The sequence below is a fragment of the Gymnodinialimonas phycosphaerae genome, from assembly GCF_019195455.1.
In the GTDB taxonomy this organism is placed as follows: Bacteria; Pseudomonadota; Alphaproteobacteria; order Rhodobacterales; family Rhodobacteraceae; genus Gymnodinialimonas; species Gymnodinialimonas phycosphaerae.
Map to the genome: position 1 here is coordinate 1,339,149 of NZ_JAIMBW010000001.1, position 23,958 is coordinate 1,363,106.

General features: G+C 63.4%; 25 protein-coding genes. 10 read left to right on the forward strand and 15 right to left on the reverse strand.

All coding sequences use genetic code 11. From position 1 onward, the window contains the following. Positions 1-272: 272 nt before the first annotated feature. The 7 genes from KUL25_RS06530 to purC form a co-directional block, all read right to left on the reverse strand. Positions 273-1,025, reverse strand: a complete 753-nt coding sequence (locus KUL25_RS06530; RefSeq protein WP_257892202.1) for a hypothetical protein — start codon at positions 1,023-1,025, stop codon at positions 273-275. A 148-nt stretch (positions 1,026-1,173) separates the two neighbouring features. Continuing rightward, on the reverse strand, positions 1,174-2,490 hold the full coding sequence (locus KUL25_RS06535; RefSeq protein ID WP_257892203.1) for a sigma-54-dependent transcriptional regulator: 1,317 nt from the start codon (positions 2,488-2,490) through the stop codon (positions 1,174-1,176). A 118-nt stretch (positions 2,491-2,608) separates the two neighbouring features. Next, a complete protein-coding gene (locus KUL25_RS06540; protein WP_257892204.1) occupies positions 2,609-4,378 on the reverse strand; it encodes a sensor histidine kinase in 1,770 nt (589 codons plus the stop codon). A 115-nt stretch (positions 4,379-4,493) separates the two neighbouring features. Further along, on the reverse strand, positions 4,494-5,162 hold the full coding sequence (gene purQ, locus KUL25_RS06545) for a phosphoribosylformylglycinamidine synthase subunit PurQ (protein ID WP_257892205.1): 669 nt from the start codon (positions 5,160-5,162) through the stop codon (positions 4,494-4,496). Beyond that, positions 5,159-5,407 carry a phosphoribosylformylglycinamidine synthase subunit PurS gene (purS, locus tag KUL25_RS06550; RefSeq protein WP_068358119.1) on the reverse strand — a complete coding sequence of 83 codons (249 nt, stop codon included), beginning with the start codon at positions 5,405-5,407 and terminating at the stop codon, positions 5,159-5,161. Before purS ends, purQ begins: the two co-directional genes overlap by 4 nt. Positions 5,408-5,519: 112 nt before the next feature. Then, positions 5,520-6,089 carry a VPLPA-CTERM sorting domain-containing protein gene (locus KUL25_RS06555; RefSeq protein ID WP_257892206.1) on the reverse strand — a complete coding sequence of 190 codons (570 nt, stop codon included), beginning with the start codon at positions 6,087-6,089 and terminating at the stop codon, positions 5,520-5,522. A 195-nt stretch (positions 6,090-6,284) separates the two neighbouring features. Further along, a complete protein-coding gene (gene purC, locus KUL25_RS06560; RefSeq protein ID WP_068358039.1) occupies positions 6,285-7,046 on the reverse strand; it encodes a phosphoribosylaminoimidazolesuccinocarboxamide synthase in 762 nt (253 codons plus the stop codon). Positions 7,047-7,412: 366 nt separating this feature from the next. Between purC and KUL25_RS06565 the strand changes: the two genes are divergently transcribed. The 4 genes from KUL25_RS06565 (at position 7,413) to KUL25_RS06580 (ending at position 9,871) form a co-directional block, all read left to right on the forward strand. Beyond that, the gene (locus KUL25_RS06565) at positions 7,413-7,886 is read left to right on the forward strand and encodes a hypothetical protein (protein ID WP_257892207.1); all 474 of its coding nucleotides are present in this window, start codon (positions 7,413-7,415) and stop codon (positions 7,884-7,886) included. A gap of 80 nt (positions 7,887-7,966) precedes the next feature. Further along, on the forward strand, positions 7,967-8,281 hold the full coding sequence (locus tag KUL25_RS06570; RefSeq protein ID WP_257892208.1) for a DUF1476 domain-containing protein: 315 nt from the start codon (positions 7,967-7,969) through the stop codon (positions 8,279-8,281). A 274-nt stretch (positions 8,282-8,555) separates the two neighbouring features. Further along, positions 8,556-9,578, forward strand: a complete 1,023-nt coding sequence (gene bmt / locus KUL25_RS06575; protein WP_257892209.1) for a betaine--homocysteine S-methyltransferase — start codon at positions 8,556-8,558, stop codon at positions 9,576-9,578. A 44-nt stretch (positions 9,579-9,622) separates the two neighbouring features. After that, positions 9,623-9,871 (forward strand): N-(5'-phosphoribosyl)anthranilate isomerase, encoded by a 249-nt coding sequence (locus KUL25_RS06580; protein WP_257892210.1) that lies wholly within the window; start codon positions 9,623-9,625, stop codon positions 9,869-9,871. Positions 9,872-9,992: 121 nt separating this feature from the next. On the opposite strand, the gene KUL25_RS06585 is transcribed toward KUL25_RS06580, so the two are convergent. Continuing rightward, complete coding sequence (locus KUL25_RS06585) at positions 9,993-11,063, reverse strand: PA0069 family radical SAM protein (protein WP_257892211.1); 1,071 nt, start codon at positions 11,061-11,063, stop codon at positions 9,993-9,995. Between the two features lie 146 nt (positions 11,064-11,209). Here KUL25_RS06585 and KUL25_RS06590 point away from each other — a divergent pair, with 146 nt between their 5' ends. The 4 genes from KUL25_RS06590 to KUL25_RS06605 all read left to right on the forward strand — a co-directional run bounded on the left by KUL25_RS06590 (position 11,210) and on the right by KUL25_RS06605 (position 13,591). Further along, positions 11,210-11,917, forward strand: a complete 708-nt coding sequence (locus tag KUL25_RS06590) for a corrinoid protein (RefSeq protein WP_068358020.1) — start codon at positions 11,210-11,212, stop codon at positions 11,915-11,917. 73 nt (positions 11,918-11,990) lie between these two features. Next, the gene (locus KUL25_RS06595; RefSeq protein ID WP_257892212.1) at positions 11,991-12,410 is read left to right on the forward strand and encodes a GNAT family N-acetyltransferase; all 420 of its coding nucleotides are present in this window, start codon (positions 11,991-11,993) and stop codon (positions 12,408-12,410) included. A gap of 38 nt (positions 12,411-12,448) precedes the next feature. Beyond that, positions 12,449-13,330, forward strand: coding sequence for an EamA family transporter (locus KUL25_RS06600; RefSeq protein ID WP_257892213.1), 882 nt, complete (start codon positions 12,449-12,451; stop codon positions 13,328-13,330). 69 nt (positions 13,331-13,399) lie between these two features. Next, positions 13,400-13,591 carry a hypothetical protein gene (locus KUL25_RS06605; RefSeq protein WP_257892214.1) on the forward strand — a complete coding sequence of 64 codons (192 nt, stop codon included), beginning with the start codon at positions 13,400-13,402 and terminating at the stop codon, positions 13,589-13,591. Positions 13,592-13,610: 19 nt separating this feature from the next. Here the strand turns inward: KUL25_RS06605 and KUL25_RS06610 are convergent, their stop codons facing one another. Further along, complete coding sequence (locus tag KUL25_RS06610) at positions 13,611-14,120, reverse strand: hypothetical protein (protein WP_257892215.1); 510 nt, start codon at positions 14,118-14,120, stop codon at positions 13,611-13,613. Positions 14,121-14,253: 133 nt separating this feature from the next. Here KUL25_RS06610 and KUL25_RS06615 point away from each other — a divergent pair, with 133 nt between their 5' ends. Continuing rightward, on the forward strand, positions 14,254-14,880 hold the full coding sequence (locus KUL25_RS06615) for a DUF1638 domain-containing protein (RefSeq protein WP_257892216.1): 627 nt from the start codon (positions 14,254-14,256) through the stop codon (positions 14,878-14,880). Positions 14,881-15,014: 134 nt separating this feature from the next. Beyond that, positions 15,015-15,809, forward strand: coding sequence for a VPLPA-CTERM sorting domain-containing protein (locus KUL25_RS06620; protein ID WP_257892217.1), 795 nt, complete (start codon positions 15,015-15,017; stop codon positions 15,807-15,809). Between the two features lie 142 nt (positions 15,810-15,951). Here KUL25_RS06620 and KUL25_RS06625 read toward each other — a convergent pair whose 3' ends face one another. The 6 genes from KUL25_RS06625 to KUL25_RS06650 all read right to left on the reverse strand — a co-directional run bounded on the left by KUL25_RS06625 (position 15,952) and on the right by KUL25_RS06650 (position 23,869). Beyond that, positions 15,952-17,721 carry an IlvD/Edd family dehydratase gene (locus tag KUL25_RS06625; RefSeq protein ID WP_257892218.1) on the reverse strand — a complete coding sequence of 590 codons (1,770 nt, stop codon included), beginning with the start codon at positions 17,719-17,721 and terminating at the stop codon, positions 15,952-15,954. 288 nt (positions 17,722-18,009) lie between these two features. Then, on the reverse strand, positions 18,010-18,213 hold the full coding sequence (locus KUL25_RS06630) for a formate dehydrogenase subunit delta (RefSeq protein ID WP_257892219.1): 204 nt from the start codon (positions 18,211-18,213) through the stop codon (positions 18,010-18,012). After that, entirely contained in the window at positions 18,203-19,024 is an 822-nt protein-coding gene (gene fdhD / locus KUL25_RS06635) for a formate dehydrogenase accessory sulfurtransferase FdhD (protein WP_257892220.1), read from the reverse strand. The genes KUL25_RS06630 and fdhD overlap by 11 nt, the downstream gene beginning before the upstream one ends. Beyond that, positions 19,021-21,912, reverse strand: coding sequence for a formate dehydrogenase subunit alpha (fdhF, locus tag KUL25_RS06640; RefSeq protein WP_257892221.1), 2,892 nt, complete (start codon positions 21,910-21,912; stop codon positions 19,021-19,023). Before fdhF ends, fdhD begins: the two co-directional genes overlap by 4 nt. Beyond that, the gene (locus tag KUL25_RS06645) at positions 21,909-23,405 is read right to left on the reverse strand and encodes an NADH-ubiquinone oxidoreductase-F iron-sulfur binding region domain-containing protein (protein ID WP_257892222.1); all 1,497 of its coding nucleotides are present in this window, start codon (positions 23,403-23,405) and stop codon (positions 21,909-21,911) included. Before KUL25_RS06645 ends, fdhF begins: the two co-directional genes overlap by 4 nt. Next, on the reverse strand, positions 23,402-23,869 hold the full coding sequence (locus KUL25_RS06650; RefSeq protein WP_257892223.1) for a formate dehydrogenase subunit gamma: 468 nt from the start codon (positions 23,867-23,869) through the stop codon (positions 23,402-23,404). The genes KUL25_RS06645 and KUL25_RS06650 overlap by 4 nt, the downstream gene beginning before the upstream one ends. Between the last annotated feature and the right edge of the window lie 89 nt (positions 23,870-23,958).

Here is a 23,958-nt window from a genome sequence, read left to right on the forward strand (position 1 = left end):
CCGGGGATCGGACCGCAATGTGGTCCGTCCGCCAATTCGTGCCTGCCCTTTTGTAATGGGGCGGGCGGTTAAGGGCGACCCAAAGCGCGCGATGGCGCGCAAGGGCCAAGTGACCTGCACCCGATGGTGGTGCGGCGTCATCGCGCTGCACAAACGTCAAAGAGGCAGAGAACCTGTTGTCTGACCCAACGGTCAGTCCTTTTACATTAAGGGGGGGCGGAACAAAAAGACAATGGGGAAACGGCGCGGTTTGGAAATGAAACCGAATTGGTCTAGTCGAAAGGCGTCTTCAATTGATCCGGCGCGCAACGGTAGCTGCATGTAAAAGGATCGCGGGTCTCGGGCGGGACCGCATAGGGGAAGATCGCGCGCATCCAGGCGGCGTAGGTGTCTGCAAGCGACGGGTGGGTGATGCTGCCCGCCCCGACAAACGGGATCGGCAAGAGGGGACGCTGCGCCATGTGCCCCACCACTGATCGATAGGTTGGTTGCAGCGGAGGTCCCGTAAAGGGATCGGGCCAATCGGTAAAGATCAGCACCGCGAATTGGGCATTCACGGCATCGGGCAATTGCCCGCCAAGAAGATCCGGCGCGATGAAATTGAGACGCCCGCTGTCGTCATGGATGATGACAGTATCATAGGGGGGCGCATGCCCGGCACCCTCCTGACCGGTGCCATAGGGCTCGGTGAAGCGTTGCGTGGTGGGATCCCCGTCGCCGGATGCCCCCAAACGCACCGGGCGCACGTACTGGGGCCCATCCAGGACGTCGCGCAGCGGATTGTCGGTAAACGTGTCTGGAATGTACCCGCCCATGCCGACCCAATAGGCATCGATATCGGTGCCGATGCTGACCACATCGCGGCAGATCTCACCGCATATGATACTGCTCCCCTCAATGAACAGCACGCGCTGCCCTGTCAGGTCCAGCCTGTCGGGGATCTGGTTGCGCGCTTCAAGCTCTTGCAAAAGCGAGGCATTGCGCAACCGGTCCAGCACCCCCGGCCCCGCAATGCCGGCAATCACCAGCGTGATGATCCCCAGCCCCAGAACACGTTACCCCCGCGACGCAAGGAAGGCACCAAAGCCGATGACCAAAAGGACAACGATCCCCGCCCCGACAATCAGGATGAGGATGATCGTTGCGGCTTCGTCGGTCAATACCACCGACTGGTCACAGATAATCCGACCGGCTCAGCCCGTACTTGGCCATCTTCTCGTTCAACGTCCGGCGCGGCAGGCATAGCTCATCCATGACCGACGCGATGGAGCCCCGGTGCCGGCGCATGGTGTTGTCGATCAGCATCCGCTCGAACGCCTCCACGTATTCCTTCAGCGGCTTGCCCTCGCCCATCGCTTGCGGCGCAATCTGGGTGTTGTCGGACATCAGAAGCGAGGCGATGGACCCCGACCCGCGCCGTTGTTGCAGGATCGCGCGCTCGGATATGTTGATCAGCTGGCGCACGTTGCCGGGCCAGGGCGCTTGCAGCAATTGCGCGGCCTCCTGCGCCGTGACCTGTGGCGCTTCGGTGCCGTATTCCTCACTGAATTGCTCTCCGAACCGGGTGAACAGCGTCAGGATATCCTCTCCGCGCTGGCGCAGCGGCGGCAGGTCGATGCGCATGGCGGCAAGGCGATAGAACAGATCCGGCCGCAGCGCCCCTTCGCATTGATCCGGTTCGGGCGCGTTGCAGATGGCGACGATGCGCGTCTCGGCGGGCGTGCCCTGATCGTTGATGAAGGTCAGAAGGCGGGCTTGCAGGGCTTGGGACAGCGCCTCGACGTCTTCCAGCACCAGCGTGCCGCCGCGGGCCTGTTCGACCAGCGGCTTGTCCTGGTCTTCGCCGACCGGGCCGAACAGTTTGGCCGAAAGCTCCTCCTCCTCATGGGCGGCGCACGACAGGACAACAAACTGCTTGCCCGCGCGGGGGCCAACCGCATGCAGCGCATGGGCGACCAGCGTCTTGCCGGTGCCGGTTTCGCCGGTGATCAGCACATGGCCGTCGGCCTGGCCGAGGTCCAGAATGTCCTCGCGCAACCGCTCCATCACCGGGGAAGACCCGATCAGTTTGCGCATCAGCACGGTGCCGTCGGAAAGTTCCCGCCGCAGGGCCCGGTTGTCGAGGGTCAGGCGACGTTGCTGCCCTGCCCGCTTGGCCAGATCGGTCATCCGATCCGGGTTGAACGGCTTCTCCAGGAAATCATAGGCCCCGATGCGCATCGCTTCGACCGCCATCGGCACATCGCCGTGGCCGGTGATCAGGATCACGGGAATACCGCTGTCGACCCCCATCAGCCGCTTCAGAAAGGCCATGCCGTCCATGCCGGGCATCTTCACGTCCGTCACCACCACGCCCGGAAAATCCGAGCCGATCGCTTTCAGCGCCTCTTCCGCGCTGGCGTAGGTCTCGGTGTCGAAGCCCGACAGCGCCAGCCACTGGCTGATCGACTGCCGCATGTCCTGCTCATCATCTACAATCGCGATCTTCATGGCGAAGATTCCTTTTTGTCCTGGCCTACGCCCTTCGGGCTTTAAAAGGCCGTTCGTCTGCCCCGCCTCTGCGGACGGCAAGTGCACTATTCCCAAACTCTGACACGCACGATGCGTGCTATTCCGCCGCCTCATTCGCTTCCGCACCGCCCAATGCCGGCAAGCGCACTTCAAATACCGCGCCCGCCTTTTCCCCATTGCGCGCCGTCAGACGCCCGCCAAGGTCCTTCACGATACCAGAAGAGATCGCCAGCCCAAGGCCAACCCCCTCTCCGGGTTTCTTCGTCGTGTAGAATGGCTCGAACAAAGCATCCAGATCGTCAATCCCCGGACCGCCGTCGCGCACGGTCAACACAACTTCGTCACCTTCCACGATGATCAGGTCGATCTCTTTCTCCTCCGACCCGCCCATCGCATCGAGCGCATTGCGCAACAGGTTGATGATCACCTGCTCCAGCCTCAGTCGATCCGCCATGACCATCGCGGGCTTGCGCGGCAGGGACTGGGTAATGTGCACCGTGTCACTGCGCAATTGCGGCTCCATCATGGTGATCGCGCCTTTCAGGGCGTCGCGCAGATCCACCGGTTCCAACGCGTCTGTGCCCTTACGGGCATAGGATTTCAGCTGCCGCGTGATCGCCCCCATCCGCTCGATCAGATCATCGATGCGCTGGAAACTGGAGGCTGCCTCCTCGGTCCGTTTGCGTTGCAGCAACAGGCGTGCGCCCGCAAGGTAGGTTTTCATCGCCGCCAGCGGTTGGTTCAACTCGTGAGACACGGCGGCGGACATCTCGCCCAAAGCTGCCAGTTTCTGGCTTTGCTGGAGGCTCAATTCCGCCTCTTCCAGCGTCCGCTCGACCCTTTGACGTTCGGCAATTTCCCGCTGTAGGCGGGCATTCAGGCGGCGCAACTCCGCCGACTCCCGCGCCAGTACGGCGGTCTGCAACCGGGCGCGACGGCTCAGCAGGTAGAACGCGCCTGCCAGCAGCAGCGCGAATCCCATGATTTCGAGTGCCAGGACCCCGTTCACCCGCTCCCGCACCGAGGTGTAGGCGGTGTAGCTGACGATGCGCCACCCCCGGAACGAGATCCGGCTTTCCAGCCGGATCGTGGCCGAGCCGAAGAAGTTGGGGCTGGGATCGCCAAAGGCCCAGTCTCCCGCCCCCTCCAGGGCGCGTTGAATGGCACTTGGCGGCGTGCGCAGGGCCATGGCCTCGGCCTCCGTGCGGCCACGCCAGCGGGGTTCCGTCGACAAGATGATATCGCCCTGGGAATTGGTCAGAAACACCGCCTCTGAGGCGCCGCGCCACCGCTCCACCAGACGGGCCAGGTCGATCTCCACAAGGATCACGCCAAGCAGGCCATTGCCGTTCTCAATCTGCCGCGAGAACGTGAAATCGAAGCGGCCCGTTTCCGGCTCGTTCGAGGTGAAAACGGTGTTGGAGGACCGCGTGGCCTCGACAAAGAAGGGATCGGTGCTGCGCCGCTCGGCCAGACGCGCGCGGTCCGTGGCGGCCACGACGCGCCCCTCGCGGTCCAGCAGCAGGATCGAGGCCGCCCCGATATCCTCCACGTAGGAGATCAGGTATTGCGAGGTCTGCGTGTAGTCATTGGCCTCCAACGCCCGGACCAGAACCGGGTCGCGCGACAGCAGCAGAGGCACGACCTGATGGCGCTGGATTTCCGACAGGACCGAGCCCGAGTAGATCGCCAGCCGCACCTCCGCGCGGTTGCGCGTGGTCTCGGTGAAGCGTTCCGTCAGCCAGATATTGGAGATCCAGATCACCGCCGCCGCGCCGCCCAGAAACACCACCATCAGCGCGCGCAGCACCCAGCGGCGACGGATGTCGCGCACAGGCGGGGTTGCGGGACGATCAGCAAGGCTCATGGCCAGAGACTATGCCGCGGCACGTCACGCCTCAAGAGGCGTGTCTGCCCCGGGGGAACTGCCGGGGGCCGTCGAGTAGCCGCCGGGGACTGGCAGGGCGCGGAGGGGGCGGTCTTCAGGCCGCCACCAGACTTGCCGCCAGCGACGCGAACAGCGCACTGCCCTCGGTACCCCCATGGGCCGCATCCACCGCGCGCTCGGGGTGGGGCATCATCCCCAGGACCCGCCGATTGGCGCTAAGCACGCCCGCGATATCAGCCCGCGCGCCATTGGGATTGTCGGCATAGGTGAAGGCAATGCGATCCTCGGCGCGCAAGACCTCAAGCCCCGCGTCGTCGATCTGGTAATTGCCGTCGTGATGGGCCACCGGGATGGTGATCTGATCGCCGAGGGTGTAGCCTTCGGTAAACGGGCTGGCGACGGTCGCCACCACCAGCCGCTCGGGCCGGCAGACGAACTTGATGCCGCTGTTGCGCATCAAGACACCGGGCAAAAGCCGCGTCTCACACAACACCTGGAAGCCGTTGCAGATCCCCAGAACGTGCCCGCCCCGCCCCGCAAATTCCGCCACAGCGCGCATGATCGGCGACTGCGCCGCAATCGCGCCACACCGCAGGTAATCGCCGTAGGAAAAGCCACCCGGAATGCCCACGACGTCGATGCCCGCAGGCAGCGCCGTTTCCTTGTGCCAGACCAATTGCGCGTCAAATCCGGCGCGGCGGAACCCCACGGCCAGATCACGGTCACAGTTGGACCCCGGGAACTGGAGAACCGCCGCCTTCATGCCGATTTTCCAGCCGGGCCCATCTCTACCCGGTAGCTCTCGATCACCGTATTGGCGAGCAGCTTTTCGCACATCTCACCAACCTGCGCCTCGGTGGTGCCGTCCGCCAGATCCAGCTCGATCACCTTGCCCTGACGCACGCCCTCGACGCCCTCAAACCCAAGCGATCCCAGTGCCGATTGCACCGCTGCGCCCTGCGGGTCCAACACGCCCTGTTTCAACATCACGGTCACACGTGCCTTGATCATTTCATCCCCCGCCAGCGATTACCGTTGGCAGGGGGCTAGAACAAAGCGCCGACCGGCTCAACCCCAGCCAGTGCCTTGTGCGCGATCTTGTGGACGAATCCGTGCCGATTCAGCCCTTGCGACGGCGCGCGGCCATCACACCAAGTCCGGCCAGCAAAAGCCAGCCACCCGCGGGCAGCGGGATGGGGGCCGTCGCCGGATCCGCGCTCAACGACGAATAGTCGACGCCAATCCCGTTCCCGGGCAAGGTGGACGTCCCGAAGCCAGAGACATTGGCAAAGATGCGCACCTCCAGGAAGCCATCGGTCAACAGCGCCGCATCTACGGCCATGCTGCGAATGTGAATCGACGCCTGCCGTGTCGAGATCCCTTCCCAGATTGAAGTATCCTGGGCGATGCCGTCGAAGAAGATGTCGATCGTATCCTGGCCCGGATCGAAGCTGTCGTGATCGAAAATGCTGAGTTCAAGGAACGCGTTGGTGTAGTCGCCCGCCGCGAATGAATGGGTAAAGCTGATATCGCCGAACGAGGTGGGCTGTGAATTGAGGTCTGTGCCGAAGAACCGGTTGAACGGATCCGCGTCCCCGTTTGCGTTGTTGGTGAATTCGGAAAGGATACTGGTCTGACCGTCTGTGAATTCGGCCGTCCCAAGCATATCCAGCACCGTGGCAGATGCCATTCCCGTGAAACACACTGCTGCCAAAGCAGCGGACAAAGTCTTTTTGATCATATGAACAATCCCTGATTACAAATTGAAGCGAACCAGGAAAACGTTGAAAATTTGAATCAAATCGTCTGCTGGCTGCGAGACGCTACACCAAAAGCCGTGATTCTCTTAATGGATTCTCAAGGTTAACGGATTCTCAAGGTGCAATCAGTTAATCAAGGTCGGCTTCGCCACTCCGGCAGGCCCCTGGGGCATCACGCCCAACCGCCGCGCCACTTCCGTGTAGGCATCGGCCAGATCGCCCAGATCGCGCCGGAACACGTCCTTGTCCAGCTTGCGGCCCGTCTCGATGTCCCACAGGCGGCAGCTGTCGGGGCTGATCTCATCGGCCACGATCAGGCGCATGAAATCGCCGTCCCAGATGCGCCCGATCTCGATCTTGAAGTCGACCAGCTTGATGCCGACCCCCAACATCAGGCCGGACAGGAAATCATTCACCCGCAGCGCAAGGCTGACCATATCGTCCAGGTCCTGCTGCGCGGCCCATCCAAAGGCGATGATATGCTCTTCGCTGACGATCGGATCGCCCAGATCGTCGTTCTTGAAGTAGAACTCCACGATCGGGCGCGGCATCGGTGTGCCCTCCTCGATCCCCAGGCGCTTGCAGATCGAGCCCGCCGCCACATTGCGCACGACCACTTCCAGCGGAATGATCTCCACCGCGCGGATCAGTTGCTCGCGCATGTTGAGGCGCTTGATGAAATGCGTCGGGACGCCGATATTGCCAAGGCCGGTCATGAAGAACTCGGACAGGCGATTGTTGAGCACGCCCTTGCCGTCGATGACGTCCTTCTTCTCGCCGTTCCCGGCGGTCGCGTCATCCTTGAAGTATTGCACAAGGGTGCCGGGCTCCGGTCCCTCGTATAGGGTTTTCGCCTTGCCTTCGTAGACCAGCTTGCGGCGTGCCATGCCTGATGTCCCCCGACGTTGAGGCGAAGCCGCTCTTCACCCATTCAGCGCCTGATACGCCAAGCCCCCCGCGCGGGCAAGCGGGCTTGACATATTAACCGCACAGACGCCCCATGGCCGGTGCAAAACCGTCGGAAAGTGACCCGTCATGGGCCTGACCTTCCAAGTCGCCGTGCCGTCCGGGCGCTGGCCAAGTTTCAATGAAATGAATGCGTTGATCGCCAAACGTGGCTATCCGCTGGCGGTGCTGCCCCAGGACGGGCAGTCCCCCGATGATCCGATGGCCGAGGCCGATGGTTTCCTCAGCTTTCACGCGGTATTTCGCGGCCAGATACAAGAGCCAGATACAAGAGCCAGATACAAGAGATGGACTGTTACCACTCGGTCTACACCGATGATTTGGCCGCAGAGATCAACGAATTTTTGCAAGATGTCGGGTCAGATCATCGCGTTGAGGCCGGCGCGCACGATTGGTCCTACGGCTATGGCCCTCGTATTTCGCCGGAATATCTTGCCCCCTATTGCATCCTCGCCGGGATCCTCGTGCTCGATTGCGGCAGCTATGGGTTCGAGGGACAGGGCCCCTCTTTCGGGGCCGACGCATATGGCCGCGCGGAATTGGCGGAAGCCGAGCAGCAACTCGCCCTTCTCGACAGCCCCTCTGCACAGCAGACCACCCCGTCCGCGCCGCCGCAGGCCGCGCCCAAGCCCGCCTCTCGCAAGCTATTCGGGCGGATACCGATCAATATCTGGACGATCTTCGCCGGAATCATCGTCCTGCTGCTGATGGCGGAATGCGTGGACAACACCATTTACAACTTCACCGGCACCCAAGGATAGCTGCCCCCGGTTACCACTTGCGGCCAGACCGCCCAAAGGCCATATTTCGCCTGACCCATCGACCGAGTAGGAACCTCTTTATGTCCACCTTCGACGACCGCGAAAACGCCTTCGAAAACAAGTTCGCCCATGACGCCGAGATGCAGTTCAAGGCCGAAGCCCGCCGCAACAAGCTTATGGGCCTGTGGGTGGCCGAGGCGCTTGGCAAGTCCGGCGACGATGCCAATGCCTATGCCGCCGAGGTCGTGAAAGCCGATTTCGAAGAGGCGGGCCACGAGGACGTGATGCGCAAGGTACTGGGCGATCTGGACGGCAAGATCCCCGAGGCCGAGGTCCGCACGAAGTACGATGCGCTTCTGGTCGTGGCCCAACAGCAGCTTATGAACGAGATCTAGGACAAGGTAGTTCCCGCCGTGCTCCGGTAGCGTCGGCGGCCAACTTCGCGACATGAGCGCGGGTTTGTTTTAATGCGCTACCGCTTCGCTACATGAGCGCGGGTGTACCTCTATGCGCTACCGCTTCGCTACATGAGCGCGGGTGTACCTCTATGCGCTACCGCTTCGCTACATGAGCGCGGGTAATATAAATCATGCGTATTTTGCGCCTTGCTCATATGCCGCGTCCAAGCCATGGCTCGGGCGCGCCATTTCCTGATCAAGGTCCTCTCCCATGCCCGATGCCCTCTCCCGCCTGCTTGCCGCCCGTGACTGGCTACTGGCCGATGGGGCGACGGGCACGACGCTGTTCAACATGGGGTTGCAGTCGGGCGATGCGCCCGAGTTGTGGAACGTCGACCACCCCGACCGGATCACGCAACTCTACAAGGGCGCGGTCGATGCGGGCAGCGACCTGTTTCTGACCAATTCTTTCGGCGGCACCGCCGCGCGCCTGAAGCTGCACGATGCCCAGTCCCGCGTGCACGAGTTGAACAAGGCAGCCGCAGAAATCGGCCGCGAGGTTGCCGACACCGCGGGCCGCGACGTTGTCGTTGCGGGCTCCATGGGGCCGACTGGCGAAATCATGGCTCCGATGGGCAAACTCACCCACGCGCTTGCCGTCGAGATGTTCCATGAACAGGCCGAGGGCCTGAAAGCGGGCGGCGCAGATGTGTTGTGGGTCGAGACGATCTCGGCCCCCGAAGAATACAAAGCCGCCGCCGAGGCCGCGAAGCTGGCCGACATGCCCTGGTGCGGCACGATGAGCTTTGACACCGCAGGCCGCACGATGATGGGCCTGACCTCGGCCGCCATGGCGGCGATGGTCGAAAAGCTGGACCACAAACCTTTGGCATATGGCGCCAACTGCGGCGTCGGCGCGTCGGATCTTCTGCGCACGACCCTGGGATTTCGCGCGTCGGGCACTACGCGGCCGATCGTGGCCAAGGGCAACGCGGGCATCCCCAAATACGTCGATGGCCACATCCACTATGACGGCACGCCCGAATTGATGGCGCGCTATGCCGTGCTTGCCCGGGACTGCGGCGCGACCATCATCGGCGGGTGCTGTGGCACCACGCCCGAACACCTGAAGCATATGCGCGCCGCCCTTGAGAACACGCCCCGAGGTGACAGCCCGAGCCTTGAGCAGATCGCAGAAGAGCTTGGCGGGTTTTCGTCCGGCGTCGATGGCACGGAAGAAGGCGGAGGCGGACCCGCGCGGGAGCGCCGCGGCCGACGCCGCGCCCGGACCTGAACCCGTTTACGTAAGATTAACCAGAATCCGGCGATCGTCACCGGATGGATGATCTCTTTGCACATGCCCCCGCCCTGCCCCCGACACTGGAAGCCGACCGATGGCTTGCCCATCTTTTCTCGGCCAAATCCGCGATCCGCGGCACCGTCGTGCGCCGCAAGGCGCGCGACGTCGAACGCATCGTGGGCTGGCCTCGCTTCCGCCACGAGCTGCGCCGCCGCGGGTACCGCGCCGTGCGCAACGGCTCCCAGGTCATCGTTTTCTGCAACGCCGAACCTATTCACCCGATCTGACGGCGCGCCCCAGACTTTTGCAAAAGTCTGGACAAAGCCTTGCAAGGCTTTGCAACAAGCCCTTGCAAGGGCTTGGAAAGAGTTTTGCAAAACTCTTTCACGGCGCCCACGACCATCACGCTCAAAACAAGGCCAGTTGATCGCCCCGCGCCAACGGCACCGCGAACAGATCGCGCCGCAACGGCGGCAGCCGTTCGGCCAGCCCCGCCGCCCGCACCGCGCGTTTGAACCGCTGCTGCAACAACTCCGCCCAGATCCCCTCGCCCCGCATCCGCTTGCCAAACTCGGCCTCGTAGGGCTTGCCGCCGTGCATGTCGCGCAGCTTGGACATCACGCGGCCCCGCCGCTCGGGGTAGTGTTCTGCCAGCCATTCCTGCCACAAGTCCGCCACCTCGCGCGGCAAGCGGATCGGGATCATGCTCGCCGCGACAGCGCCCGCATCTCGGGCCGCCGCCACAATCCCCTCCAACTCATGGTCGGTCAGGCCCGGCACCAGCGGCGAAAGCATCACCCGCACCGGCACACCGGCCTTGGCCAGCACCTCGATAGCACGCAGACGGCGCACGGGCGATGGCACACGGGGTTCCATCTTGCGCGCCAGATCCGCCTGCAACGTCGTGACCGAGATACCAACGCGGGCCAAGCCCGCCTGCCCCATCTCGGCCAGGATATCCACGTCACGCTCGATCAAGGTGCCCTTGGTGGCGATGCCCACCGGGCGCCGGAACGTCTGCAAGACCTCCAGCACGCCGCGCATGATGCAACGATCACGTTCGATGGGCTGATAGGCATCGGTATTGGTACCGATGGCGATCGTGTCGCAGCGATAGGAGGGGCGGCGCAGCTCGGCCTCCAGAACCTCCGCCGCGTTGGGCCGCGCAATCAGCCTGGTCTCGAAATCCAGCCCCGGCGACAGGCCCAGGTACGCATGCGACGGCCGCGCGAAGCAATAGACGCAGCCGTGCTCGCACCCCCGGTAAGGGTTGAGCGAGCGGTCAAACGAAATATCAGGCGAGGTGTTGCGGGTGATGATACTGCGCGCGACCTCTTCAGTCACCTCCGTGCGCAGGGGCGGCAGGTCTTCTTCAATGTCCCACCCGTCGTCCACGGCCTCCCGGCCATGGCGCTCGAACCGCCCGACAGCGTTGCTCTGCACGCCGCGCCCGCGGGCTGGATTGCCCTTCACTCTCATCGGGAAAAAATAGAACATACGCAGAACATCGGCAACCGACGTCGCGCAGCCCTCGCTCCATGTCGCAAACAGCCGTCAAGCCAAGACTGAAAACCTTAGATAGTGAAAAAAACCGGCACGTCCGCCGGTTAGCAGGGAAGCCCACCATGTCTGACCAAGAAGACGACATCATCCTGTCCGAGCTGAACGACGAAGACCTCGTCGCTCAGATGTTCGACGATCTGTATGACGGCCTCAAAGAAGAAATCGAGGAAGGCGTGAACATCTTGCTGGAACGCAAGTGGGAACCCTACCGCGTCCTGACCGAGGCGCTCGTGGGCGGCATGACCATCGTCGGCAACGACTTCCGCGATGGGATCCTTTTCGTGCCCGAGGTTCTGATGGCGGCCAACGCCATGAAGGGCGGCATGGCGATCCTGAAGCCCCTGTTGATCGAAACGGGCGCGCCGCGCGTCGGCAAGATGGTGATCGGCACCGTCAAGGGCGACATCCACGACATCGGCAAGAACCTTGTGGGGATGATGATGGAAGGGGCAGGCTTCGAGGTGGTGGACCTTGGCATCAACAACGCCGTGGAGGGCTATCTGGAGGCGCTGGAGACCGAGAAGCCCGATATCCTTGGCATGTCCGCCCTGCTGACGACGACAATGCCCTACATGAAGGTCGTGATCGACACGATGGTCGAACAGGGCATCCGGGACGACTACATCGTGCTGGTCGGCGGCGCGCCCCTGAATGATGAATTCGGCAAGGCCATTGGCGCGGACGCCTACTGCCGCGACGCCGCTGTAGCGGTGGAAACGGCCAAGGAATGGGTGGCGCGCAAGCACAACCAGATGAGCGCCTCCGCCTGATCCGAAACGTGTGCTATGACAGGCCTGCGCCGGGACATCCCCAGCGCAGGCCTTTTCATGTCCGGACACGCCCATGATCGACGTCATCCTTGCAACACCGCGACACGTCTCCCTCTTCGGCAACGTCCATGAAGACGTTTTCGACGGCCCGATCATCCCGGCGATGTTGGACAGTTTTCTCGCCGACCAGAAGCAGCACATCTTCATCGCCCTGGACGACGGCCTCATCTGCGGCATGTGTTCCGGGATGCATCATCACCACCCCGACAAGGCCCCGGATATGTGGATCAACGAATTAAGCGTGGCCGAACCCTGGCGCCGTCGCGGCATTGCCACCCGCCTGATCACCGCCCTTTGCGATCACGCGCGCACCCTCTCGTGCCATGAGATCTGGGTGATTGCCGACCCCACGGACATGGCCGAGGGGTTCTATGCCAGCCTCGAATGGCGCAAAGACGGCACCCGTCTGGCGATGTTTTCGGACACGCTTTAGCGGTTGCGCCCGCCCGGACCTGCGGGCCTAGTAGCCCCATGTCAGACCCCCGTTCCATGATGCCCCCTCGCGACCTTGCGCTGGTTCTTCTCGTCATCGTGGCGTGGGGGTCTAACTTTACCGCGATGAAGCTGGTGCTGGACGAGCTGCCGCCCTTCCTGTTCGTCGGGCTGCGCTTTGCAATCCTTGTGCCCCTGATCGTCTTCTTCCCGCGCCCCGCCTCGTGGCGGGCAATCGTGGCGATCGGGCTGCTGGTCAACATGGGCCAGTTCGGGTTCCTCTTCTCGGCCATGCGGGCGGATGTGACGGCGGGATTGGCCTCGCTGATCCTGCAAAGCCAGGCGCCGCTGACGATCCTTCTGGCGGCCATCTTCTTTGGCGAACGGGTCAGCTGGCCACAAATCCTGGGCGTGGCGCTGGCCTGCCTTGGCGTGGCGGGCTTCGGCGTCGCAGGGGGCGGCAACATCACCCTGATCGGCCTGGGGTTGGTGCTTTGCGGCGCGCTCTGTTGGGCCTGCGGCAACCTCGTCTTCCGCCGCCTGCCGGGCGTCAATATGGCCGCGCTTTTCATCTGGGCCAGCCTGATCCCGCCCCTGCCGATGTTGGGCCTGTCCCTGGCGGTAGAGGGCCCCGCCCCCTTCGCCACCATCGCCGCCATGGGTCCCAGCGGCTGGGCGGGCGTCTTTTACGTGGCGATCCTTTCGACCATCATCGGCTATTCGATCTGGGGCGGGCTGTTGTCGCGCCACCCGGCGGCGCTGGTCACCCCCTTCGCGCTTGGCATTCCCATCGTCGGCCTGCTGACCGCCTGGGCCGTCCTGGGCGAGACCGTCGGCCCGTGGGAGGCGTTCTCCGGCGCCATCATCCTGGGCGGCATCGCCTTGGCGGTGTTGGGGCCCCGGCTCTTTCGGGTGCGCTGAATTGGCCCATGGGCGCGCGCCACGGCCGCCCCATATGCCGTTGGGAAAACACCAAAAAAGGGCTGAAACATGATCTCCATCCAGGCGAAAATCATCCTTGGCGCCGTGGCTTTCGCCATTGTCGCCTCGGCGCTTACGATCTGGCTGATCCTGGCGTGGGGCAATGGCGCCTTCGCCATGGTCGTGCCGCTGGCACTGGCAGGCGCCTTGGCGCTGGTTGTCTATTCGGTCGTGTTCAAGGGCAAGGGCGGGCCGTCCTGAGGGGCGACCCACCCTTCTGTCAGACGCGGGGCCGCGTCAGGTAGTGCACCGTTCCGGCGGCGGCGACGGCATAGATAACGTGGCCCGCAAGCGCGACCCAGGTGATCCGGGCAAAGCCAAGGAACGCAGGATTGCCGGCGATCCAGGCAATGAAACCAATGGCAAAGACCCAAAGCGCCACGCCGTAAAGGGCGGCGGCGACGCTCCAATGCAGGCCGGGCACGACACGCGCCATGATCGGCCGGGCGATGAACAGCCAGCCCACCGGATAGGCGATCACGCCGACCAGAAACAGGTGCATGAAGTTGCCCCAGGCGGCGGAATTCGGCAGCCCCAATGCGCCCAGGAAACCGCGGGCAAGGCCTACGGGTGCAAGGCCTCCCAGGCCCAGAAGCGGCGCAATCGCCTTGCCCCAAAGATCGAAGGCCAATGTGCCCACCGCGCCCGATAACACGATCAGTGCAACGGTGTTGAGGGTGATTTCCGGCAAGGCGGTGGCGGGGTTTGCGTTTGTGGTTGTAGCGGTCATCGGGTCGGGTCCCTTGTCTATGGTGTCGGTTATAAGGTTGTGTGGTGTTGTTCTGTGGGGCGACCCTCAACGGGCTAAGACCTCCGCTCAAGCCACGGCTGCGTGAGCGCACGGCGGTGTGAAAGGTGTTTCAATGCACATAGATGACAATGATCTGGTTAAGCTTGGCATGGATGCACAAAATTCCGGTCGTATTCTGCTGCTGGCCTGCGGGGCGCTGGCCCATGAGGTTTTGGCGCTCAAGCGGCTAAACACTTGGGATCATTTGGATCTTCATTGCCTGCCTGCGATATTGCACAACACGCCAGACGCGATACCCGACGCGGTAGAGGCCGCTGTGCGCGCGCGGCGCGCCGATTATGACGACGTTTTCGTGCTCTACGCCGATTGCGGAACCGGCGGATTGTTACAGGCGCGCTGTGCCGATCTGGGCGTCCAGATGCTGGAAGGCCCCCACTGCTATTCGTTTTTTGAAGGGAATCAGGCCTTCGAGGCGCGCGGCGAGATGACGTGCTTCTACCTGACGGACTTCCTCGTGAAGCAATTCGACGCCTTCGTCACGAAACCCCTCGGCCTCGACCGCTTTCCCGAACTGCGTGACACGTATTTCGGCAATTACACGACGCTGGTCTACCAGGCCCAGGTCGATGATCCTGCGTTGACCGAACTGGCAAAGGGGTATGCGGACCGTTTGGGCCTGGCGTTCGAGCGGCGTTTCACCGGCTACGGTGATCTGGAAAGTGCCTTGGCGCGGCTGTGATCGCGCGCGGTGTTCAGGCGTCGATTATGTCTATTCCACGAACAACCCGTTTCCGCATCGCATCCCTTTGACGCCCCTGTCCAAATGCGCATATGCTTGATTAATTTCAAATAAAAACAGGGTTTTGGGACACAATGGCACTAAACTTCAAATTTCTTTTGGCCGCTGGCGCCGTCGCGCTCAGCGCGTCGGTCGCATCGGTCGCGTCGGTTGCGTCGGCCAACACCGTCACCTTCGATCCACTCGCCCAGGGCGATGACACGATCTCGCAGCCGGGCCGTGACAATTACGTCAGCCTGGACCTCAATCAGGACGGCTACAGCGACATCCTGCTTGGCATCAGCGACGGGCGCTTCTCCTTTGGCCGCGCCTTTGTTCAGGCCCTCTCGGATGAGTTCCGCTTCGTCGATGGCCCCCCCGTTACGCCCGTACCGGTCGAACCGACGCCGAACGACACCCCCCGCGATCTTGACGATGCCCCCTTTCAGTTCGTCGCCCCTTACCAGGAAGTGCTGATTTCCGATCGTCTCTATGGCGCAGGCGACACCATCGCCGAGGCGGATTTCTCCACCAATCGTTTCGACGCCCTGTTCGGCTCTACCTCCGCCAGCTTCCCCAACCTGCTTCCAGAAGTCGGCGATACAGCCAACTTCGGGTTCCGGATCGAGATCGGCGAAAGCCAATATCAGCAAATCGATGGGTTTCTGCCGACGGGCTTCATTGGCGACAGCCAGGTGTTCTTCGGCTTCCTTCAGGTGTCCCATGGCTCCATCGTGATCGGCCAGGCGGGCTACAGCACCGTGCCAGGTGTCTCTGCGGTCATTCCGGGCGGTGGCTCGATTAGCCCGGTGCCCCTGCCCGCTGGTGCCGTGCTTCTGCTTGGCGCGCTTGGCGGCCTTGGCGCGATGCGCCTGCGTCGCCGCGCGTGATCAGAGGTGAATAAAAGGTAAACGAAAATCCTATAATCGTTTACTTTCAATATCTTGACCCTCCTGCTCAAGCTTGAGCAGGAGGGTTTTTCGTTGTTTCGCGCGCCCCTTTCACGGGCAACCCCACCGAAGCAAGCCCCGTTCAGTGATTGTCCCGTGGCAGGTCCTTGGCAATGCGCTGGTAGGCCGTCGCCAGCTCAAGACAGCCCCCATCGGCCAGCTGACCCACGTGGCGGCGGTACATCTCTTGCCACGGCGTCTGGTGGTGCAATTCCGGCGCGATCCAGGCGGCTTTGCGGGCCTCCCATTCCGCCTCGGGCACCAGCGCGTTCAGCGTGCCTTCATTGAGGTCCAGCTTCACCCGGTCCCCGGTTTTCAGGTACGCCAGCCCGCCGCCCACAACGGCCTCGGGCGAGGCATTCAGGATCGACGGGCTTTCCGAGGTGCCCGATTGCCGCCCATCGCCCACCGTCGGCAAGTGCTTGATCCCGTCCCGGATCAGCGCGTCGGGCGGCTGCATGTTCACCACTTCCGCCGAGCCGGGGTAGCCCACGCAGCCCACACCACGGATGAACAGGATACTGTCCTCGCCCACCGCAAGATCTGGATCGTTGACGCGCTCGTGGTAATCCTCGGGCCCTTCGAAGACGACCGCCCTGCCCTCGTATTGGTTGTCCTTCAGGAACCTTCTGCGGAAGTCCTCGGAAATCACCGAGGTCTTCATCAGCGCGCTGTCGAACAGGTTGCCCGACAGCACCGCGAAACCGGCGTTCTCGCGCATCGGACGGGCGACCGGGCGGATCACGTCCTCGTCCCGGCTGCGCGCGCCCTCCAGCGCATCGCTCAGCGGCTTGCCCGAGGCGGTCATCACGCTGCCATCCAGCAGGCCTGCGGCAAACAGCTCTCCCATCACCGCGGGCACGCCGCCCGCCCGGAAGAAGCTCTCGCCCAGATATTCGCCCGCAGGCTGCATGTTGACCAACAGCGGCAGCGCGTGGCCCACCGTCTCCCAATCCGTCACATGCAGGGCCACGCCCGCATGGCGCGCGAGCGCCTGCAAATGCGGCGGCGCGTTGGTCGACCCGCCGATGGCCGTGTTCACCTTGATCGCGTTCTCGAAGGCCGCGCGCGTCAGGATGTCGGAGGGTTTCAAATCCTCCTCCACCATCTCCACCGCGCGACGACCGGTCAGATAGGCCATCTCCATCCGCTCACGGAACGGCGCGGGGATCGCGGCGGCGCCCGGCAAGGTCATGCCCAACGCCTCGGCCAGCGCGTTCATCGTCGAGGCCGTGCCCATCGTGTTGCAGTGCCCCAGCGACGGTGAGGACGCGCAGGCCATCTGCATGAACTCCTCATAGTCGATCTCTCCGGTCGCCAGCAGCCGCCGCCCCTCCCAGATCGCGGTGCCAGAACCTGCGCGCTTGCCCTTGTGCCAACCATCGAGCATCGGCCCGCCGTTGAGCGCAATCGCCGGAAGATCCACCGTAGCGGCCCCCATCAGCATCGCGGGCGTGGTCTTGTCACAGCCCGTCGTCAGAACGACGCCGTCGATCGGATAGCCGTGCAGCACCTCAACCAGTGACAGATATTGCAGGTTGCGGTCTAGGGCTGCCGTGGGGCGCTTGCCGGTCTCCTGGATCGGATGGACCGGGAACTCTAGCGGAATGCCCCCTCCGTCCCGTATGCCCGCCTTGATCCGGTCCATCAGGAAGACGTGGATTTTGTTGCAGGGCACCAGATCGCTGCCGGTCTGCGCGATGCCGATGATGGGCTTGTCGGCCTGAAGTTCCCCCCGCGTGAAGGCCTGGTTCTGATACCGTTCCAGGTACAGCGCCGTCATGCCCGGATTGTTGGGGTTGTCGAACCATTCCTGGGAACGGTAACGGCGGTTCGCCTTGGTGTCGGACATGCGTTGGGTTCTACTATTTGAAACTGAAGACCAAATGTTGAAACAAGACTACCGCGCCTTGTGATCCACGCTCAACCCCATACGCGCAGCCCCAGAAGCGGGGCTCCCTTTCATCTTGCCAAAAAAACTCAAGCCGCGCCTGCCACCCCGCCCAAACGCTGCAAACCGGGCGCAACCGCCCGCGCCGCGCGGACGCAGGCCGCGCGGCGCCACGCCCAAAGTGAGAAGGGGCGCCGTCAGGCGCTCCTTGAACACGGGAGCGCACCGAGTCCCAGCCGGGGGCGCCCCTCAGATATAGGCGAGGGCATCGCGCACCAAAGGCGCAAGATCCGTGTCATCCTCTGAAGCGTGGGCCTTCAGTTCAGCCCGCATCTCGGGACCCCAGAAATCGTTCAAATGCGCCGCCACACGCTCGGCCTGATCGGCGCCGGGTTGGGTGGCGAAGAAGCTGGCGATCTGGTTGGCCATGCGGATCAGTTTGTCATGCGGCATCTATCTGGCTCCGGTCGATCCGTTGCGGATGGGTGAAGGTTTCCAGCCGCCCGCCGTCCCCAAGGGTCCTGGCAAACGCGGCAATGGTCAGGTTGGCCGCTTCGGCCACCCGCACCGCGTGGGCGGTCGGGGCCGAGACGGCGACAAGGATCGGGCAGCCAAGAAGCACAGTCTTCTGAACCATCTCCAGCGACACCCGGGATGTCAGCACAACCGCGCCCCCCTGCGGATCAACCCCGTCACACAGAAGCGCGCCGATCAGCTTATCGAGGGCGTTGTGACGCCCGACATCCTCGCGGGCGGCGATGATCCCTTTGCCCGGCTGCAAGAAGCCAGCCGCGTGAACCGCATGGGTCAGATCATGCAGCGGTTGGTGCTGTCGCAGCGCGTCGGGCGCATGCGCGGCCTCGGCATATCCAAGGACGCCGCCGTCCGGCAGAACAGGCAAATCGCGCAGGGCTTGTTCAAGCGAGTCGATCCCGCAAAGCCCGCATCCCACCGGCCCCATCATCGCGCGGCGCCGGGCGCCAAGGGCCTCGGCGATGGCGTCAGGCACCCACAATCGCGCCTCGATCCCGGCTTCCATCTCGACGATGTCCAGCTGTTCGATCTCGTCCGGCCGCGCGAAGCCTTCCGTGAAGGCGAAGCCCACGGCGAAGTCTTCCAGGTCCGCGGGCGTGCACATCATCACGGCCTGGGTCGATCCGTTGACCGTCACGGCCACCGGCACTTCATCGGGCAGAGAGCGTGCGACGTCGCGCGCGCCCTCCGGTCCCAAGGCCAGTGCCGATATGGAGCGGCTGGCCTTCACTCTGCCGCCGTCGCGATACGGCGCGACTTCTGGGCCAGGGCGTTGTAGTCGCGCTGCCATTCGGACGGGCCGTTGGACAGGCCGACTTGCACCGCCGTCACCTTGTATTCCGGACAGTTCGTGGCCCAATCGGAATGATCGGTGGTGATGACATTGGCCTGTGTGTCGGGGTGGTGGAAGGTGGTGTAGACAACGCCCGGCACCACCTTATCCGTCAGCGTCGCCCGCAGAGAGGTTTCCCCGGCGCGGGACGCCAGCTTGACCCAATCCCCCTCTTTCACGCCCCGCACTTCGGCGTCGTGGGGGTGGATTTCCAACACATCCTCCCCGTGCCACACGGTGTTTTCCGTGCGCCGTGTCTGCGCGCCAACGTTATACTGGGACAGGATACGCCCCGTGGTCAGCAGCAGCGGGAAGCGGGGCCCGGTGCGTTCATCGGTCGGGATATATTCCGTCACGATGAACCGCCCCTTGCCGCGCACGAACCCGTCGACGTGCATGATGGGCGAGCCATCAGGCGCTGCGTCATTGCAGGGCCATTGCACCGATCCACGCTCTTCCAGCATGGCGTAGTTGACGTTGGCGAAACCGGGCGTCGTCTCGGCGATCTCATCCATGATCTGAGACGGGTGAGTATAGTGCCAATCGGCCCCCATGGCTTTGGCCAAAAGCTGCGTGACCTCCCAATCGGCATAGCCGTTCTTGGGTTTCATCACCTCGCGCACGCGGTTAATGCGACGCTCGGCGTTGGTGAAGGTGCCCTCCTTTTCCAGGAAGGTCGATCCGGGCAGGAAAACATGGGCGTAGTTCGCCGTCTCGTTCAGGAACAGGTCGTGGACGATCACGCATTCCATCGCCGCCAGACCCGCGCTGACGTGCTTGGTATCGGGGTCCGATTGCAGGATATCCTCGCCCTGACAGTACAGCCCCTTGAAGCTGCCATGGACCGCCGCATCCAGCATGTTGGGGATGCGCAAGCCGGGCTCTGGGTCAATCTCCACGCCCCATTTGCTCTCGAACAGGGCGCGGACCTCGTCGCCCTTCACGTGGCGATAGCCGGGCAATTCGTGCGGGAAGCTGCCCATATCGCAAGCGCCCTGCACGTTGTTCTGGCCCCGCAGCGGGTTCACGCCCACGCCTTCGCGGCCCAGGTTGCCCGTCAGCATCGCAAGGTTGGCGATGCCCATCACGGTGGTGGACCCCTGGGAGTGCTCGGTCACCCCAAGCCCATAATAGATCGCGCCATTGCCGCCGGTGGCATAAAGGCGGGCCGCTTTGCGCAGCTCTTCCGCCGGGACGCCGGTCAGCATTTCGGTCATCTCGGGCGAGTGACGGACATCGCGGACGAACTCGGCGTATTCCTGGAACTCGTTCCAGTCGCAGCGCTCGCGGATGAAGGCCTCGTCATACAGCCCCTCGTCCACGATCACATGGGCCATCGCCGTGACCACGGCCACGTTTGTGCCCGGGCGCAGCGGCAGGTGATGGGCCGCCTCGATATGGGCAGAGCGCACAACATCCGTCTTGCGCGGGTCGATGACGATCAGCTTGGCACCTTGGCGAACCCGCTTCTTCAAACGCGAGCCGAAGACCGGGTGCGCGTCCGTGGGGTTCGCGCCGATGATGACGGCGACGTCCACATGTTCCACGCTGTCAAAGTTCTGCGTGCCCGCCGACGTGCCAAACGTCTGGCCCAAGCCGTAACCTGTGGGCGAGTGACAGACCCGCGCGCAGGTGTCGGTGTTGTTGTTCATGAACACGCCGCGCGCCAGCTTCTGCACAAGGTAGGTTTCCTCGTTCGTGCAGCGCGAGGAGGTGATTACTCCAATCGACTTGCGCCCATACTTCTCTTGCAAGCCCCGCATGCGATCCGCGGCGAAGCCGATCGCCTCCTCCCAGCTGACCTCTTTCCACGGCTCATCGATGCTGTCGCGGATCATCGGGCTCAGAATGCGGTCGGAGTGGTTGGCGTAGCCGTAGGCAAAGCGTCCCTTGACACAGGAATGGCCGCGGTTGGCCTCTCCGTTCTTATATGGTGTCATGCGCACCAACTCGTCGCCGTTCAACTCGGCCTTGAACGAGCAGCCGACACCGCAATAGGCGCAGGTGGTAATGACGGACCGCTCTGGCGTGCCCAGTTCAATGACGCTTTTCTCCTGCAACGTCGCCGTCGGGCAGGCCTGCACACAGGCCCCGCAGGACACGCAGTCGGACGCCATGAAATCGTCCAGCGGCCCGCCAGCCGACACACGGCTGTCGAAACCGCGGCCCTGAATGGTCAGGGCGAAGGTGCCCTGCACTTCTTCGCAGGCCCGCACACAGCGCGAGCAGACGATGCATTTGGAGGGGTCATAGGTGAAGTACGGATTGCTGTCGTCCTTGGCGATCCACTCCGGGTTCGCTTCACCGCCCACGCGCGCCTCGAAATGGTTGATAAGGCTACCGTTTTCCGGCGCCTCGTAGCGGACATCCCGCAGGCCCACGGCACCCGCCATATCCTGCAACTCGCAATCGCCATTGGCGGCACAAGTCAGGCAATCGAGCGGGTGGTCGCTGATATAAAGCTCCATTACGCCCTTGCGGATCTTCTTGACCTTGGACGATTGGGTGCGCACCGCCATCCCCTCGGCCACCGGCGTGGTGCAAGACGCGGGCGTGCCGCGCCGCCCCTCGATCTCGACCACACACAGGCGGCAGGACCCGAAAGCCTCCACGCTATCGGTGGCACACAGCTTGGGGATCGACAGGCCAATCTCGGCCGCCGCGCGCATGACAGAGGTGCCTTCCGGCACCGTCACCTCGAAACCGTCCACGGTCAGCGTCACCGGCTTGCCAACCTTGGCGGGCGTGCCGAAGTCGCGGTCGTTTGGGATGATGAAATCTTTCATTCTGCGGCCTCCCGGGCAACGGCGAATTCTTCTGGGAATTGTTCAAGCGCGCTCATCACCGGGTAGGGCGTGAAGCCCCCCAGCGCGCAAAGCGAGCCGTCTTTCATCGTGTCGCACAGGTCGACCAGCAGCGGGATCGCCGTGGCGTCGCCCTCGCGGATACGGTCGAGCGTCTCAACCCCGCGCACCGCGCCGATGCGGCAGGGGGTGCATTTCCCGCAACTCTCGATCGCGCAGAACTCCATCGCAAAGCGCGCCATGCCAAGCATGTCGGCGGTGTCGTCGAACACCACAACGCCCGCGTGGCCGATCAGGCCGCCTGCCCCGTCGAAGGGCTCATAAGCGAAGGGCGTATCGAATTTCTCCGGCGCGAAGTAGGCACCCAGCGGCCCGCCGACCTGAACGGCCTTCACCGGACGGCCAGAGGCGCTGCCACCGGCGATGTCATTAACCAAATCGCCCAGAGGCATCCCGAAGGCCGTCTCAAACAATCCGCCGTGCTTCACGTTGCCCGCGATCTGGATCGGCATGGTGCCCTTCGAGCGGCCAAGCCCGAAGCTGGCGTAATGCTCGGCCCCTTTTTCGAAGATCACCGGAACGGTCGCCAGCGAGATCACGTTGTTGACCACCGTGGGCCGCCCTAGGAAACCCTCCAGCGCCGGCAGCGGCGGCTTGGCGCGGACGACGCCGCGCTTGCCTTCGAGGCTGTTGAGTAGCGATGTTTCCTCGCCACAGACATAAGCCCCCGCGCCGACGCGGACTTCGATGTCGAATTCATGTGATGAATGAAGAACGTCGCCCAAGACATTGTTCTGACGCGCGATTTCAATCGCCGACTGCATCACTTCGATCGCATCCGGGTACTCGGAGCGCAGGTAGATGTAGCCCTTCGTGGCCCCCACGCCGAGGCCCGCAATCACCATGCCTTCGATCAGACAAAACGGGTCGCCCTCCATGATCATCCGATCAGCGAAGGTGCCGCTGTCGCCCTCGTCGGCATTGCAGATGATGTACTTCTGATCTGCCACCGCCAGACGCACCGTGTCCCATTTGATGCCCGTGGGGAAGCCCGCGCCGCCGCGGCCGCGCAACCCGCTAGACTTCATCACATCGATGATCTCTTCGCCCTTCATCGCGAGGGCGCGGCGCAGACCCACAAGGCCACCGTGGGCCTCGTACTGCGCCAAAGACAGCGGATCGATCGCGCCACAGCGCTGAAAGGTTAACCGGTTTTGCTTGGCGAAGAAGGGGATCTGTTCAACGGGACCAAGGCTTTCGGCAGTGCCCTCCAGGATGCCTGCCACATCCGCCACCGTCGCGGCACCGTAACCCACACGCGCGCCGTCCTGCTCTACCTCGACCAGCGGCTCCAGCCAGATCATCCCCCGAGAGCCGTTGCGCACGACCTCCGCGCCCGCCGCCTCGAAGGCGGCTGCAACTTCATCCGCGCCCAAGGCCTTGGCCGCCGCATCACGGGGAACCCAGACCTTCATGGCGCCACCTCCGCCAACAACGCCTCTGCCGTCACGCGGCCCTTGACGCGACCGTCGATCATCGCGGCAGGCGCGCAGGCGCAAAGCCCGAGGCAATAGATCGGCTCGACCGTGATTGCGCCATCTGGCGTGGTCTCATGCCACCCAAGCCCCAAAGCCGTCAGCACTTTCTCGGACATCGCGTTGGCGCCCATGGCCTGACAGGCCTCGGCCCGGCAGATTTTCAAGACGCGCGCGCCCGCGGGCTTGCTGCGGAAATCGTGGTAGAAGGAAATCACCCCGTGCAGCTCGGCCTCGGTAATATTGAGGGCATCGGCAATCGGTGCACGGGCCGCGTCGGGGACGCACCCGAAGGCAGTTTGAATGTCATGGAGGATCGGCAGCAGCGGCCCTTCACGGTGCACGTTTTGCTGAATGATCGCGCTGACCTCGGCGGGGTCGAGCGGGGCGGCTGTGGGGGACATGGCGGGCTCCAGGCTGGTCGCCCCCTACGTGCACGGCCTTCATTCGGAAATCAATATCGTAATCCCGTTGGTCGATTGAATTTCCCTAT

Coding starts and splice junctions, on each gene's coding strand:
- KUL25_RS06535 (WP_257892203.1), bottom strand. CDS start 2,490: ATGAAGATCGCGATTGTAGATGATGAGCAGGACATGCGGCAGTCGATC.
- KUL25_RS06540 (WP_257892204.1), bottom strand. CDS start 4,378: ATGAGCCTTGCTGATCGTCCCGCAACCCCGCCTGTGCGCGACATCCGT.
- purQ (WP_257892205.1), bottom strand. CDS start 5,162: ATGAAGGCGGCGGTTCTCCAGTTCCCGGGGTCCAACTGTGACCGTGAT.
- KUL25_RS06555 (WP_257892206.1), bottom strand. CDS start 6,089: ATGGCATCTGCCACGGTGCTGGATATGCTTGGGACGGCCGAATTCACA.
- purC (WP_068358039.1), bottom strand. CDS start 7,046: ATGGCACGCCGCAAGCTGGTCTACGAAGGCAAGGCGAAAACCCTATAC.
- KUL25_RS06565 (WP_257892207.1), top strand. CDS start 7,413: ATGGACTGTTACCACTCGGTCTACACCGATGATTTGGCCGCAGAGATC.
- KUL25_RS06570 (WP_257892208.1), top strand. CDS start 7,967: ATGTCCACCTTCGACGACCGCGAAAACGCCTTCGAAAACAAGTTCGCC.
- bmt (WP_257892209.1), top strand. CDS start 8,556: ATGCCCGATGCCCTCTCCCGCCTGCTTGCCGCCCGTGACTGGCTACTG.
- KUL25_RS06580 (WP_257892210.1), top strand. CDS start 9,623: ATGGATGATCTCTTTGCACATGCCCCCGCCCTGCCCCCGACACTGGAA.
- KUL25_RS06585 (WP_257892211.1), bottom strand. CDS start 11,063: ATGAGAGTGAAGGGCAATCCAGCCCGCGGGCGCGGCGTGCAGAGCAAC.
- KUL25_RS06590 (WP_068358020.1), top strand. CDS start 11,210: ATGTCTGACCAAGAAGACGACATCATCCTGTCCGAGCTGAACGACGAA.
- KUL25_RS06595 (WP_257892212.1), top strand. CDS start 11,991: ATGATCGACGTCATCCTTGCAACACCGCGACACGTCTCCCTCTTCGGC.
- KUL25_RS06600 (WP_257892213.1), top strand. CDS start 12,449: ATGTCAGACCCCCGTTCCATGATGCCCCCTCGCGACCTTGCGCTGGTT.
- KUL25_RS06605 (WP_257892214.1), top strand. CDS start 13,400: ATGATCTCCATCCAGGCGAAAATCATCCTTGGCGCCGTGGCTTTCGCC.
- KUL25_RS06610 (WP_257892215.1), bottom strand. CDS start 14,120: ATGACCGCTACAACCACAAACGCAAACCCCGCCACCGCCTTGCCGGAA.
- KUL25_RS06615 (WP_257892216.1), top strand. CDS start 14,254: ATGCACATAGATGACAATGATCTGGTTAAGCTTGGCATGGATGCACAA.
- KUL25_RS06620 (WP_257892217.1), top strand. CDS start 15,015: ATGGCACTAAACTTCAAATTTCTTTTGGCCGCTGGCGCCGTCGCGCTC.
- KUL25_RS06625 (WP_257892218.1), bottom strand. CDS start 17,721: ATGTCCGACACCAAGGCGAACCGCCGTTACCGTTCCCAGGAATGGTTC.
- KUL25_RS06630 (WP_257892219.1), bottom strand. CDS start 18,213: ATGCCGCATGACAAACTGATCCGCATGGCCAACCAGATCGCCAGCTTC.
- fdhF (WP_257892221.1), bottom strand. CDS start 21,912: ATGAAAGATTTCATCATCCCAAACGACCGCGACTTCGGCACGCCCGCC.
- KUL25_RS06645 (WP_257892222.1), bottom strand. CDS start 23,405: ATGAAGGTCTGGGTTCCCCGTGATGCGGCGGCCAAGGCCTTGGGCGCG.
- KUL25_RS06650 (WP_257892223.1), bottom strand. CDS start 23,869: ATGTCCCCCACAGCCGCCCCGCTCGACCCCGCCGAGGTCAGCGCGATC.